General features: G+C 72.1%; 10 protein-coding genes and 2 pseudogenes. 2 read left to right on the top strand and 10 right to left on the bottom strand.

The features are described from left to right. Positions 1-80 precede the first annotated feature (80 nt). A pseudogene (locus D6270_RS26845) lies at positions 81-1,624 on the top strand (hypothetical protein). Here the strand turns inward: D6270_RS26845 and D6270_RS26840 are convergent. The 3 genes and pseudogenes from D6270_RS26840 to D6270_RS26830 form a co-directional block, all read right to left on the bottom strand. After that, a complete protein-coding gene (locus D6270_RS26840) occupies positions 1,593-2,837 on the bottom strand; it encodes an MATE family efflux transporter (protein WP_109163114.1) in 1,245 nt (414 codons plus the stop codon). The pseudogene D6270_RS26845 and the gene D6270_RS26840 sit on opposite strands and share 32 nt — an antisense overlap. Continuing rightward, entirely contained in the window at positions 2,834-4,519 is a 1,686-nt protein-coding gene (locus D6270_RS26835; protein ID WP_109163115.1) for a tyrosine-protein kinase domain-containing protein, read from the bottom strand. Before D6270_RS26835 ends, D6270_RS26840 begins: the two co-directional genes overlap by 4 nt. Then, positions 4,516-5,777, bottom strand: a pseudogene (locus D6270_RS26830) (glycosyltransferase). The gene D6270_RS26835 and the pseudogene D6270_RS26830 overlap by 4 nt, the downstream one beginning before the upstream one ends. Before the next feature lie 151 nt (positions 5,778-5,928). On the opposite strand from D6270_RS26830, the gene D6270_RS26825 reads away from it, so the two are divergent. Beyond that, positions 5,929-6,378, top strand: coding sequence for an FAD synthase family protein (locus D6270_RS26825; protein ID WP_015612087.1), 450 nt, complete (start codon positions 5,929-5,931; stop codon positions 6,376-6,378). On the opposite strand, the gene D6270_RS26820 is transcribed toward D6270_RS26825, so the two are convergent. The 7 genes from D6270_RS26820 to D6270_RS26790 form a co-directional block, all read right to left on the bottom strand. Further along, positions 6,347-7,075, bottom strand: a complete 729-nt coding sequence (locus D6270_RS26820; RefSeq protein WP_109163117.1) for a CDP-alcohol phosphatidyltransferase family protein — start codon at positions 7,073-7,075, stop codon at positions 6,347-6,349. The genes D6270_RS26825 and D6270_RS26820 overlap by 32 nt on opposite strands. Positions 7,076-7,189: 114 nt before the next feature. Next, complete coding sequence (mnhG, locus tag D6270_RS26815) at positions 7,190-7,561, bottom strand: monovalent cation/H(+) antiporter subunit G (RefSeq protein ID WP_109163118.1); 372 nt, start codon at positions 7,559-7,561, stop codon at positions 7,190-7,192. Then, a complete protein-coding gene (locus D6270_RS26810; RefSeq protein WP_109163119.1) occupies positions 7,558-7,905 on the bottom strand; it encodes an MrpF/PhaF family protein in 348 nt (115 codons plus the stop codon). The genes mnhG and D6270_RS26810 overlap by 4 nt, the downstream gene beginning before the upstream one ends. Beyond that, on the bottom strand, positions 7,902-8,528 hold the full coding sequence (locus tag D6270_RS26805) for a Na+/H+ antiporter subunit E (protein WP_109163120.1): 627 nt from the start codon (positions 8,526-8,528) through the stop codon (positions 7,902-7,904). The genes D6270_RS26810 and D6270_RS26805 overlap by 4 nt, the downstream gene beginning before the upstream one ends. Beyond that, the gene (locus D6270_RS26800; protein ID WP_109163121.1) at positions 8,525-10,180 is read right to left on the bottom strand and encodes a Na+/H+ antiporter subunit D; all 1,656 of its coding nucleotides are present in this window, start codon (positions 10,178-10,180) and stop codon (positions 8,525-8,527) included. The genes D6270_RS26805 and D6270_RS26800 overlap by 4 nt, the downstream gene beginning before the upstream one ends. Then, complete coding sequence (locus D6270_RS26795; RefSeq protein WP_109163122.1) at positions 10,177-10,797, bottom strand: Na(+)/H(+) antiporter subunit C; 621 nt, start codon at positions 10,795-10,797, stop codon at positions 10,177-10,179. Before D6270_RS26795 ends, D6270_RS26800 begins: the two co-directional genes overlap by 4 nt. Beyond that, positions 10,794-13,697, bottom strand: coding sequence for a Na+/H+ antiporter subunit A (locus tag D6270_RS26790; protein WP_109163123.1), 2,904 nt, complete (start codon positions 13,695-13,697; stop codon positions 10,794-10,796). The genes D6270_RS26795 and D6270_RS26790 overlap by 4 nt, the downstream gene beginning before the upstream one ends. Positions 13,698-13,730 lie beyond the last annotated feature (33 nt).

The raw sequence follows: 13,730 nt of genomic DNA, 5'->3' as shown, positions 1-13,730 counted from the left end.
TTCACAGCCTAGTCATCGGCCCTCCCCAAGTGGGCTGATTCGTTAGAGTGTTCAGCGGTTCACGGATCTCTGGGGGGCGCATGACGTCGGTGCACACGTCGGCGCGGGGAGAGGCCGACGGCGCGGTCGCGCGGCCCGCGCGGCCGGGGCCCGGGGCGGTGTCCTGGAGCCGGCCGAGCGGCCGATCGCCTGGTCGATGCTGTCGCGGGCGCTGTCGGTGCCGCTCATCCTGGGGCTCGTCTGCTTCCTGCCCGCGGTGATCGCAGCCCAGCCCGGCAACGGGGTCCGGGACGCGGCGTACTGGCTCCAACTGGTGCTGACCTGCTACGCGGGGGCCCGGCTGGCGACGATGATCCTCTCCACCCGGCGGCGGCTGCTCCAGGGCGTCTTCTGGATGTTCGTGTACATCGCGATGGGCGTGGCGCCGTTCGCCCAGGTGGTGATCGGGCAGACGCCGACGCCGATGGTGGGTCCGCGCCAGGACCTGATCACGGCCACGGCGATGGTCCTGTTGGGGTGCGCGGCCTACGACCTGGGGGCGCTGCTGGCCTCGCGCCGGCCGCTGCGGCGGCGTACGGCCTCCCCGCGCGGCTCGGGCGGGGGCGGGCCGGCCGTGGCGCATCCGCTGCGGCTGCGGCTGCTGGTGCTGGTGGCGTTCGTGGCGAGCGCGTTCTACGTGATGAAGCTGGGCGGGCCCGCGGTCTTCTTCACCAGCCGGCAGGAGATCAACGAGACCGTCGCGGCGAGCGGGGTGGTGACGGAAGGGTCCAATGTGGGCTCGGCCTTCATCAAGGGCTTCGGCCAGGTCCCGGCGCTGCTGGCGATGCTCTTCTACACCCGCCGTCTGGCGACCTCCTACCGGGCCCGGCGGACGCCTTCGACGGTGCTGGTGTGGGTGGCGCTGGTGGCGCTGAACCTGGTGGTGAACAACCCGATCTCCAACGCCCGTTACTGGTTCCTGACGGTGCTGATGGCGTTCGTGTTCACCGCGATGCCGAGCAGTGCGGCGGTCTACCGCACGGTGCTGGCGACGGGGGTGGTGGGGGCGCTGGTGGTGTTCCCGTACGCGGACAAGTTCCGCTACGACGACGAAGCACAGCGGCCCGCGCAGTCGGCCTCGGTCTTCGAGCCGCTGGTGACCAAGGACTACGACCAGATGGTGATGTTCGCCAACACCATCTCGTGGGTCGACACCCGGGGCCACACGTACGGCCGCCAACTGACGGGCTCCGCCCTGTTCTTCGTGCCGCGCGCGGTGTGGAGCGGGAAGCCGGAGGACACCGGGGTCCGGGTCGGGCAGTGGATGGGGCTGCGGATGACCAACCTCTCGGCCCCGCTGTGGACCGAATTCTGGGTCGACTTCGGCCCGGCCGGAATGGCCGGGGGGATGGCGCTCATCGGGTACGCGGCGGCCCGTACCGACCGCCGGTACGCACTGGCCGTCACCCGGGCGGGGCCCGGTCCCGGGAGTGCGCTGGCCATCGCCGCGCCGCTGATCGCCGGATACACCTTCATCCTGCTGCGCGGACCGCTGCTCCAGGCGGCGGGGAAGCTGGCCATCGCGGCGCTGTGTCTGCTGCTGATCAGCACGTTCAGGGAGCAGAGGGCAGCGCGTCGGCGGTGACGGCCCCCTCGGGCGCCGGCGTGCGGCGGCGGATGCGGGCCACCCGGATCCAGGTGGCAACGGCCTTGCAGAGCGAGCCCAGGAACAGCCCCCAGGCGGCGCCCAGGACGCCCCCGACGACGTAGCCGCCCGCGAGGAACGCCACGGTGGTGAGCGAGAAGACCACCTGGATGGCGAGCGTGGTGCGCGGGTCCAGCATCCGCAGGGCGAGCAGCCCGCAGGTGCCGACGGCCATCGCCGCGTACTGGCTGCCGGTCGCGGGCAGCAGCCCGGCGGCCACGGACCAGGTGTCGCCGAGGAGTTGGCGTCCGGCGCGGTCCGGGAGGAGGGCCAGAGCGGTGGCCCAGAGTCCGGCGGTGGTGGCGAGGACGGCGGCGAGGGCTGCGGTGGCCCGGACGCGGCTCCGCTCGTCGTCGATGCGGCCGAGCAGCGGGGGGCCGAAGGAGGTGGCGGAGGTGAAGAGCACGTTCAGCGGCCCGAACAGGGTGGTGGCCCCGCGCAGGGCGCCGACCAGGAGCGGGTTGCCGACGGCGCCGAGGCCGAGGACGGAGAGCTGGCTGGTCGCGTTGCCCACGCCGAACTCGACGGTGAACCGCTGCCCCAGGTGCCCGCGCCGGAGCATCGGCCGCAGCACCAGCGGGGCCCCGGCGGTGGAGCGGTGGAGCAGGGCGGCGGAGAGCAGCAGCGCGGGCAGGGCGGAGAGGCCCCAGAGCGTGACCAGGCGGGCGGGCGAAACCCCGTACGCCTGCGTCCCGAGCGCACCCAGGACGCAGGTGAGCCGCAACAGGTCGCAGAGCAGGGCGAGATGGGGCTGCTGGAGGGTGGAGAAGGCATACCGTACGGCGTCCTGGCCGAGCACCACCGGCAGGACCAGGCCGAGCATCACCAGCGCCCGGGCGGTGTCCCCGGGGACGAGGAGGCAGACGGCGGCCAGGAGCGCTCCGAGCGTCGCCGCGGCGAGCACGGTGAAGACGACGGCCGAGCGGCAGGCGCCGCGGGTCTCTGTCCCCGCCCCGCGCTTGAGGACCAGCGGCTGCCCGGTGTACGCGCCCGAGATGCCGAGCAGCACCGTGAAGACCAGGTAGACGGCGGAGAAGCGGGCGAAGTCGGCGACGGTGGAGAGCCGGGCGGCGGCCACCAGCACGAGGATGTTGGTGAGCGCCGCCACGCCCTGGTCCGCGACCGAGCAGAGCACGGCCGTACGGGCTCTCACCGCCGCGCCGCCGGAAGCGTCAAGGAGCGCAGACCGAGGGTCTCGGTGGGGTCGCCGGTGATCTCGGGCCCGTCCGGCTCGGTGGTGGCGGTGGGGCCGCCACCGCCCCGGCGCCGGGTGGACTTCGGGTGGCGCTCGGAGCGGGTCAGCCGCCGCCGGGGCGGGTGGAGCAGGGCGCCGAGGACGGAGCCGCCGGAGGCGCCGATGATCTCGCGGATGCGCTCCAGGTCGCTGCGGTGCACATCGCGCGGGTCGCAGACGATCATCACGCCCTCCACCCGGTCGACCAGGGCGACCGCGTCCGCGTAGGAGAGGACGGGCGGGGCCAGGACGATGACGACGTTGCCGGGCCGGTCGGCCTCGGCGACGATGCGGCCGACCGGGGTGGAGGTCAGGGCGCGCGGCACGTTGTCGACGGTGGTGCCGGGGATCAGGGCGAAGGCGCCGGACCCGGGGACGTCCACGTTGGAGCGGCCGCCGGTGGGCCAGCTGCCGTCGCCCTCCTCGGCGGCCCAGCGCGGCGGGCGGACCTCGTGCGCGGCGGAGCCCAGGGACCGGGCGAGGGAGGGTGTACGCAGGTCGGCCTCGACCAGCAGGACGTCACGGCCCATCTCGGCGAAGGCGGCTGCCAGGTTGGCGGCGGCGGCCGCGGCTTCCTCGTTGTCGCCGCGCGGGGCGGTGACCAGCAGGCGGCGGCTCTCGGCGAACGAGGGGTCGTAGGCGAGCCGGAAGGCGACCGCGCGGTACTCCTCGGCGAGCCGGGAGCCGCTGCGGCCGATGGCGAGGACCGCCCCGGCGGCGGCGCGCTCGCGGGGCAGGGTGCCGAGCAGCGGGGCGCCGAGCGAGCGGACCAGCTCGCGGGTGGAGCGTACGGCGGGGTCGAAGACGAGCCGCACCCAGGAGAGCAGCAGCCCGAGGGCGAGGCCGACGACACCGCCGAGGCCGAGCAGCAGCGGCAGGCCGGGGCCGGTGGGTGAGGTGGGGGCGACCGGCTTCTTGTTGAGGTAGCCGGGGGTGGTGTCCAGGGCCTTGAGCTCGGAGATCTTCCGGCTGAGCTCGGAGATGGAGACGATGATGTTGGCCCGGGCGCTGGTGACGTCGTCGGCCGCGCCCGAGCCGACCTGCTTCTCCAGCATGTCGCGCTTCTCCTCCAGCGGGTCCAGCTGGGCGCGGTAGCCGTCGGACATGTTCTTGATGGAGTCCTCGGTGCGCGCCTTGCGGTGGGCCAGATACGCGTTGGCGAGGGCCTCGGCGCGGGCCCGGGACTGCTCGGGGGTGGCGCCGGTGTAGGCGAAGCGGAGGGTGAGGGTGTTGGGCGGGTTGGTGACCTGGAGGCCGGCGAGCAGCTCCCGGGCGGTGACGTCGTCGCCCTTCTTGAGCAGCGTGCCGGCGGCCAGGGTGCCGACGGTGTCGCTGACGGCGGTCTGGCGCTCGGAGCCGATGTTGATGCCCTTGTCGGCGGTGGCGCCGCTGGCGAAGGGGTCGGAGATGGCTGAGCGGACCAGCACCTCGCCGGTGGCGGTGTAGACATCCTCACCGCTGAGGGCGAGGTAGCCGCCGCCCAGCAGCCCGATGACGACACCGACCGCCAGCAGCGCGCGGTAGCGCAGGAGTTGGCGGAACTGATCGCGCAGCAGTGCCGGTTCGTCCTGGTCGTCCAGGACACGGTTCACGGGGGTCATCGACGGGGGCTCCCTTGTCCGTCCTGCAAGGCCTCGGCGAGCAGATCGTCGAAGCGGGCGAGGCCCGCCTCCCGGCTCAGATGGCGCGCCACGTACTCCGGGCCCCGGCCCCCAGCGCGTCGGCGGCGGCCGGGTCGGCGGCCAGCTTCCGTACCGTCGCCAGCAGGGCGGCCGGGTCCTCGGGGGCGACGAGCAGCCCGGCCCCCGAGCGGCGCACCTCGTCGGCGGTGCCGCCCTCGTCGGCGACGGAGGCGATGACGGGGCGGCCTGAGGTGAAGTACGAGGTGAGCTTGGAGGGGACGCTCATGTCGAGGACGGAGGCCCGCTGGGTGACCGCGAGGACATCGGCGGCGGCGAGGATGTCGGTGAACTCCCCGGCCCCCGCCGGCTCCAGGAAGTCCACGTTGGGCAGTCCTTCGGCGCGGGCGCGCAGGGCGTCGCGCTGGTTGCCGTCGCCCATCAGGACGACCCGGACGTCCGGGGCGAGCCGGGCGGTGTCCACGAGGACTTCGAGGCCCTGTTTGAGGCCCATGTTGCCGGAGTGCAGCAGGACGGGGGTGGCCGGGTCCCAGCCGAGCCGGGCCCGGGTGACGGTCCGGTCGGCGGTGGGCCCTTGCACATGGGTCCAGTTGGGGACGAGCCGGATGCGGCCCGGGTCGACGCCGAGGGCGGTGACGCCGGGGACGAAGCTCTCGTGGATGACGCCGACGAGGGCGGCGCCGCTCAGCGCGTACCGCTCGGCCGCCGCGGCGACCACGGCCGCCCTGCCGCCGCCCCGGATGCCGCTCTGCGCGGCGGCGGCGCCCATCAGGTCCTGGACGACGGGGAGGTACGGGACGCGGTGGTGGCGGGCGAGCCGGGCGCCGATGACGCCGCCGGCGAGGCTGGGCATCTGTGCGATCACGGCGTCGGGTCGGCCCGGCGGCGGTGCGAACAGCCCGGTGGCGAGGACGGACGCCTCGAACGCGGCTCGCTTGAGGGCGGTCTGACGGGACGGCACATAGTGCCTGCGCCGGTGCACTCCGACGCCGCCGCGTACCTCCACCGTCCGCCACACACTGCGGTACGCCTCGTCCAGCTGCCAGGACGGGTAGTGCGGCATACCGGTGAGCGCCCGCACCCGGGCGCCCGACGCGGCCCAGTGCTCGGCGAGTTGAGTGGCGTACGGGCCGATGCCCGTGACCTCTGGTGCGTAGTTCGTCGAGACCACCAGAAGGCGGCGGTTCAGAAACGGCCTGTGCCGTTCGACATCGGACATCGGACGATCGCCTTCCCCCCACAACAGCCGCTGCTCCCTGCGGGAACAGCCCCCTGCCGAGCTTATCCGTTCACGGCCTGCACAAGTGTTCTTCACAGTAAGGTCGTTGGAACATCACCGGATCAGATCGACCGTGGGGGGAGAGATACGGATGGTGCAGCACAGGGTGGGGTACGCGCCCGGGGTGTACGACCTGTTCCATGTGGGACACCTCAACATCCTGCGGCATGCCCGCAGTCAGTGCGACTACCTCGTCGCGGGGGTCGTCTCGGACGAGATGGCCGCCCTCGCCAAGGGCCACACGCCCGTCATCCCGTTGCGCGAACGGCTGGAGATCGTCCGCAGCGTGCGGTTCGTCGACGCCGCGTTCGTGGAGACCGTGCCGGACAAGGTCGAGACCTGGCAACAGGTCCGGTTCGACGTGATCTTCAAGGGCGACGACTGGCGGGGCACGGAGAAGGGGAAGAAGCTGGAGCGCGACTTCGCCGAGGTCGGCGTGGAGGTCGTCTACTTCCCGTACACCGTGCACACGTCCAGCACCCAGCTGCGCCGGGCGCTGGACGTGCTGGTCAGCCGGGACGGAGCGCTCTCAGCTCCCTGAACCACTTGGTGAGGAAGGCCGCCAGGAAGAGCGTGTGGACCACCGCGAGCACGGCGTACCCGGCCCGGAAGGCCCCGGGTGCGCCGAGCAGCAGGAACACCAGGCAGAACACCCCGTAGTCGGCGGGGAGCAGGCCCACGGCGCGCACCCTTGACATGGGAGCGGGCGGAGAGCCCTCGGGTGCGCCGGTCGCCGCCGCTTTACCGAGGTGTTCGCGCAGCAGCCCCGCGCAGAAGGTCACCACAGCGGCCAGCTGGAAGCCCAGCGGCAGCAACAGCCACGCGTCCGAAGGCAGTTCGCCGAAGCGGTAGAAGGAGATCAGCACGGCGGTGTGGACGAGCACCAGCTTGCCGCAGTCCACGACATGGTCCAGCCACTCCCCGTCGGGCCCGCCCCGGCCGGTGAGCCGGGCGAGCTGGCCGTCGGCGGAGTCGAAGGCGAAGCCGATCGCGAGCGCCGCCCAGACGACCGGCCCCAGCGTCCAGGACGGCTCCACGAGCGCTACCGCCGCGAGCGCGGCAAAGGTGAACAGTGCGCTGAACAGCGTCACTTGATTGGGCGTCAGCCCCGCCCGGTACGCGCCCGCCGCGAGCACCCGCCCGGCCGGGCGGTTCACGTACCGCGAGTAGAGCGAGACGCCCTTGGCGCTCTTCTGTGCGCCGCGCAGTTCGCGCAGCACTGTGCCCGTGCTTCCCATACGCCCCCCAGCGTCCGGCATTGCCCGCATCATGGCATGCGGGCACCCGGGCCGGAGGGTGATTGACCGGGCCGGAACAGTTCCGTGATCATGCCGGGCCGGGGGCCGCCTCGGTCATGCCTGGCCGGGCGGCTGACGTCCGTCGGTGAGCTGCTCGTCCAGCTCGTCGAAGAGCAGTTCCTCGTGCTGGACCTGTCCGGTGCGGTACGCGGAGCGGGCGACCAGGTGCGAGGCGACCGGGCCCGTGAGCATCTGGAAGAAGCCGATGAGCGCGAGGGTGGCGAGGTCCATCCCGGTGCGGAGCCGCAGCGCGACCCCGGCCAGCACCAGGAGCATGCCGAGGGTCTGGGGCTTGGTCGCGGCGTGGCTGCGGGAGAGGACGTCGGGCAGCCGGAGCATGCCGATCACCCCGAGCAGGCAGATCGCGGCGCCGAGGAGGACGAGCAGGGCCCCGGCCGTGTCGAGGATCTGGAGCCAGTCGTTCACTGCGGACCTTCCTTGGTCTCGTCGGCCTCCGGAGCCGGTGCCCGGGACGGGACCGTGACGGCGGGCCGGTCGCGTACGGCGATGAAGCGGGCGATGCCCACCGAGCCGGTGAAGCCGAGGAAGGCGAGCACCAGCATGACCGGGAAGTAGAAGGAGTCCAGCGCGACAGCGGACTTGGCTCCGAGGCCGGCGATGATCAGGGCCGCGATCACGTCCAGCGAGATGGCCCGGTCCAGCATGGACGGGCCGCGCCAGATGCGGACCAGCAGCAGCAGTCCGGCCACCAGGATCAGGACGATGGCGGCGGTCAGCAGAATGCGGTCGACCTGTTCGAGAACGCTCATGGTGCGGGCCTTCCGGCGGCGAGCTGCGGCGGTGGGGGCGGTTCGGCGACGCGGGCGATCTCGTCCCGGGTGCCGAAGGCCCGTACGGTCAGTTCCTCCAGTCGCCAGACCTGGCGCCGGGCGGCTTCGAGCTCCTCGGGCCGGTCCGCATCCAGGACGTGCAGGAAGACGGTGGCGGTGGCCCGGCGCACCTCGATGACGGAGCCGCCCGGCACGTTGGAGACGGCCACCGCGACGGCGGCGAGCATCAGGTCGCCGCGGCAGCGCAGGGGCACGCCGATGACGGCGGCCCGGTGCGGAGTGCTGCTGAAGATCTGCCGGGTGACCCGTACGCCGGAGGTGTACATGTCGTAGAGCAGATAGCCGGCGAGGCGGATGATGCCCCACGGGTGGAGCCGGAGCCCCAGGTCGACCGGCGGCAGCGGGAAGGCCAGGCAGACGGCGCTCGCGACGATCACGCCCGTGATGATGTTGGCCAGGTTGAAGGTGGACCAGAGCAGCACCCAGATGAAGGTGAGCCAGGCGATCAGCGGCAGGTCCAGCACCCGCCCGCGCTTGCCGACCTTGCAGCTCATCGGCGGCAGGTCGGCGTCGCGGAAGGAGAACCGCAGGAAACGGCTCACTTGCCCAGCACCTCCTCGATGTAGGGCGTGCGCTTCAGCAGTTCGACCGCGGAGCGGTCGGTGAAGGCGGTGAGCGGTCCGGCGAACACCGTGAAGGAGAGGGCCAGTGCGATGGTCGCCGCGGTCGCCGCCATCATGGGCCGGGGCAGCCGGCTGGTCGTGATGACCGACGTCTGCCGAGGCTTGGCCGCCACGACGGCTCCGCCGGCCGGCCGGGGCACGGGCGTGACGCCCTCGTCACCGGTGCCGGGCACGCCGTCGGGGCCCTCGTCGGTGTCGTCGTCGCTGTCGTCCTCGGACTCCAGGACCGTGCCCGCCTCGGCCTGTCCGGGCGGGGCGGCCCGCCAGAAGGCCAGGTTCCACACCTTGGCCATCACGTACAGCGACAGCAGGCTGGTGACGACCGATCCGGCGACCAGGATCCAGGCCCAGGTGGATCCGTCGTCGACGCCCGCGCGCATCAGTCCGAGCTTGCCGATGAATCCGGAGAGCGGCGGGATGCCGGCCAGGTTCATCGCGGGGACGAAGAAGAGGAGGGCCAGTATCGGCGCGGCCTTGGCCAGTCCGCCGAGCCGGGTCAGCTCGGTGGTGCCGCCCCGGCGTTCGATCAGCCCGGCGACCAGGAACAGCGAGGTCTGGACGGTGATGTGGTGGACGACGTAGACGATGGCGCCGCCGTACGCCTCGCGGGTGGCGAGGCCGATCCCGAAGACCATGAAGCCCATGTGGCTGATCAGGGTGAAGGAGAGCAGCCGTTTGAGGTCGGTCTGGGCGACCGCGCCGAGGATGCCGATGAGCATCGAGGCCAGCGCCACCGCCATCAGCAGGTCGCCGATCCGGTTGCCGGGGAAGAGCAGCGTCTCGGTCCGCATCATGCAGTAGACGCCGACCTTGGTGAGCAGTCCGGCGAAGACCGCGGTGACCGGTGCGGGTGCCGTCGGATAGGAGTCGGGCAGCCAGGCGGCGACCGGGAAGACGGCGGCCTTGATGGCGAAGACGGTGATCAGCATGGCCTGGATCAGGGTCTGCACGCCGAGCGACAGTCCGGGCAGCCGCTCGGCGAGCTGCGCGAAGTTGACGGTGCCGAGGGCCGCGTACGTCATGGCGATGGCGATGAGGAAGACCATCGACGAGAACAGCGAGATGATCACGTAGGTGGAGCCGGCCCGCATCCGGGGACCGGTGCCGCCGAGGGTGAGCAGCACGAAGCTGGCCACCAGCATGATCTCGAAGCTGACGAAGAGGTTGACCAGGTCGCCCGCGAGGAAGGTGGAGGAGACTCCGGCGACGAGGATGAGATAGGCCGGGTGGAAGACCGCCAGCGGCGTCTCCTTGTCCCGGTCCGTCATGCCCTGCCCGAGGGAGTAGATCAGCACGCAGAGGGTGACGGCCGAGGAGACGGTGAGCATCAGCCCGGAGAGGCGGTCGGCGACCAGGGTGATGCCGAGCGGCGGGGCGAAGTCGCCGAGGTGGACGGAGAGCGGGCCCTGCCGGTCGGCGGCGATCATCAGGATGATCGACAGCGCCAGGACGGCGGTGAGTACGGCGACGCTGATGAAGCGCTGGAAGCGCTGCATCCGGGTGCCGAAGGTGAGGCTGAGTCCGGTGGCGCAGAGCGGCAGGAGTACCGGCAGCGGGACGAGCGCGTTCATCCGGTGGCTCCTCTTCCGTCTCGGGGGTAGCGGTCGTCGGTCTTGGCGTCGCCGTCGCGTTCGTAGTCCTCGGGGTCGGCGCCGATGACGTCGTTCCAGAGGTCGCCGGAGGCGTCACGGCCGCGGGCCTGGCGGGCCCGGTCGGCGCGCAGCCGGTCGCGGAGTCTGCGGCGCTCCTCCCGGTAGCGTTCGCGCTCGTCCGGCGTCGGCTCGGCGCCGGAGCGGAACTCCTCCCGCAGCTGGGCGCGTTCCGAGAGCACTTCGGCGCGGAGCACGATGCGCCGGTCCTCCAGGTCGTCGTGCACCTCGTCGGTGCCGGTGATCTGGTGGCTGCGGTAGGCCATGGCCAGGAGGAAGGCGGTGGTGCCGAGGGTGATGACGATGGCGGTCAGCGCGATGGCCTGCGGCAGCGGGTCGGTGACCCGGCGCAGGTCGACCCCGTAGAGGAGGGGGGCGGCGCCCGCCGTGCCGGTCGAGGCGAGGATCAGCAGGTTGACGCCGTTGCTCATGATGACGGCGCCGAGCAGGATGCGGGTCAGCGGCCGGGTCAGCATGAGGATGGCGCCCACGGCGCAGAGCACCACGGCCGTGAGGAGGAGTGAGGCGCTGACGGTCATCGGGGGTTCCCTTCCGCCGTCGTGCTGTTGGAGGCGGCGAGGGCGCCGGCGGCCCGTTCGATCTGCCGGTCGATCTTGGCGCCGAGGGCCCGGACGATGTCCAGGACGACGCCGAGGACCAGGAGGTACACGCCGAAGTCGAAGAGGATCGGCGTACTCATGTGGAAATCGCCGAAGACCGGCAGGTGCCCGTGGTAGGTGAAGGCGTGCAGCACGGTGCCGTCGATCAGGCCGAGGAATCCCACCGCGGTGGAGATGAACAGGCCCAGTCCGGTGAAGAGGCCCGGTTGCAGGGGTGCGGCCTGGGCCAGCTCGAACCGGCCGCCGGCCAGGTAGCGGGTGATCAGGGCGACCCCGGCGACGAGCCCCGCGACGAAGCCGCCGCCGGGCATGTTCTCGGCGCAGAACAGCAGGTAGACCGAGAGGATCAGGATCGGGTGGAAGAGCAGCCGGGCGATCACTTCGAAGACGATCGAGCGGTGCTCGGGTGCGAGCGTGGAGCCGGCGGCGAGCCAGCCGCGCTCGGGCGCCACCTCGTCGCCCTGCGGCAGCCGCGCGGTGTGCTGGGCCGCGATGGACCAGGCGGTCCGGCCCTTCAGCTCGTCCGGAACCATCGATCCGTCGCTGCGGCGGTGCAGGTAGATGAGACTGGTGACACCGATGGCGGCGGCGGCCAGCACGGCGGACTCGCCCAAGGTGTCCCAGGCGCGCAGGTCGACGAGGATGGTGGCGACGACATCCTTGTACCCGTGGTCGTCGACCTCCTTGACCATGGCGGCACCCGCGGGTTCGGCGGTCCGCGCGGCGGCGGCCACCCAGAGGGAGACACCGATCACCCCGGCCGCGACGAGGGCCACCGGAATGCGGATCGCGCGCCGCCAGGGGGAGACCGTCTCCTCGAAGTGGACCGGCATCCGGCGCAGCACCAGGACGAACACGATCATCGCCACGGTCTCGACGCAGAACTGGGTGAGCGCCAGGTCCGGCGCGCCCTGGACGACGAAGAGCAGCGCGGTGCCGTAGCCGATGATGCCGCTGAGGACGACCGCCTTCATCCGGCGGCGTACGGTCAGGCAGAGCAGCGCCGCGATACAGGTGAGGGCCGCCACGCCGCCCTGGAGTTCGTTGTCCCAGACCCGGGGGGCCGGAGCCCCCTGCCAGGGCTGGTCGACCGCGAACACGGCGAGCTGTCCACCCGCCATGACGAGCAGGGTGGTCGCCAGGTAGACCGAGAGGGAGCCTCGTTGGACGGTGCCGGTGACCTGGAGGGCGAGCCGTTCCTGGCCCAGCAGCAGATGGCCGAAGACGCTGTCGCCGGTGGGCCAGGCGATGCGGCGGGAGACCTTGGTGACCGTGTCGCGCGCCAGGAACAGGGCGGTACCGGCGGCCCAGGCGACGGCGGACAGGAGCAGCGCGATGCCGAACCCGTGCCAGAGGGCGAGGTGGTAGGGATCCTCGGCGGCCGGATAGGTGTCGGCGTAGGCGCTGAAGAGCCGGTCGGTCAGGCCGACGCCGGGGCCGAGCACCAGGCCGAGGAGGGCGAGCAGGGCGGGCGGGGCGAGGAAGGCCCAGCCCACGCGGTGTACGGGGGTGTCGGGGACGCCCGGCTTGCGGGCGAAGGCGCCCCAGACGAAACGCAGGGTGTACGCGGTGGTCAGCGCCGAGCCCAGCACGACGACGGCCAGCGCCCAGCGGTCGGCGGCCGAGCCGTGCAGCAGCGCCTCGAACGCGGCCTCCTTGGCGGCGAAGCCGAGCAGCGGCGGCAGGGCGGCCATGGAGGCGGCGGCGAGGACGGCGACTCCGGCGACGTACGGCAGGGAGCGGCCGACCCCGGAGAGTTTCCGCAGGTCGCGGGTGCCGGTGGAGTGGTCGACGATGCCGGTCACGAGGAAGAGCGGCGCCTTGAACAGGGCGTGCCCGAGGATCATCGCGACGGCGGCGAGGGCCGCGTTCCGGTTGCCGGTACCGGCGAGCAGGGTGAGGAAGCCGAGCTGGCTGACGGTCCCGTAGGCGAGGACGAGCTTGAGGTCGTTGAGGCGCAGCGCACGCCAGCCGCCGAGCAGCATGGTCGCGCCGCCGAGGACCAGGATGACGGGCTTCCACACGGGTACGTCGGCGAAGGCCGGGGAGAGCCGGGCGACCAGGTAGACACCGGCCTTGACCATCGCGGCGGCGTGCAGATAGGCGCTGACCGGGGTGGGCGCGGCCATGGCGTTGGGCAGCCACATGGAGAACGGCCAGATCGCGGACTTCGACAGCGCGCCGGAGAGGATCAGCACGAGGGCGACGGAGATGGCGAGGCTCGTCTCCGGCGGATCGGCGACGATCGCGGAGATCTGGTACGTACCGGCGGCGTGACCGACGATCAGGAAGCCGACCAGCATGGCGAGGCCGCCGAGCGTGGTGACCGTGAGCGCCTGGAGGGCGGAGCGCCTGCTGTGGCGGTGTTCGCTGCCGTGGCCGATCAGCAGGAAGGAGAAGACCGTGGTCAGCTCCCAGAAGACGTACAGCGTGATCAGGTCGTCGGCGAGGACCAGGGCGAGCATCGCCCCCGCGAAGGCGAGCAGGTTCCCGGCGAACCGGGCCAGCTGCGGGGTGTTGTCGCGGAAGTACGAGGCACAGTAGACGAGGACGAGGGCGCCGACCCCGGCGGCCATCAGGACCATCAGCTCGGAGAGCGCGTCCAGGCGGAGGTCGAGCGCGACGTCGTAGTCCGGGATCCACTGCCAGGACCAGGTGACGGCCTCACCGGAGGCGGCGGTGCTCCACTGGGTGAACGCCCAGACGGTGGCGGCGACGGGGGGCAGCGCCAGCACGAGGAAGGCGCGCCGGCCGAGGCGGTGGACCAGTGGGCCCGCGAAGGCGGCCAGGACGAAGTGGCCGATGATGAGCCCGATCACAGCGTGGCGTCCGGGTCGAGCGGAGAGACAACC

The sequence above is a fragment of the Streptomyces griseus subsp. griseus genome (genome assembly GCF_003610995.1).
Classification (GTDB): Bacteria; Actinomycetota; Actinomycetes; order Streptomycetales; family Streptomycetaceae; genus Streptomyces.
The sequence above is the reverse complement of the archived record's forward strand: the minus strand, read 5'-3'. Positions and strand labels throughout refer to the sequence as shown.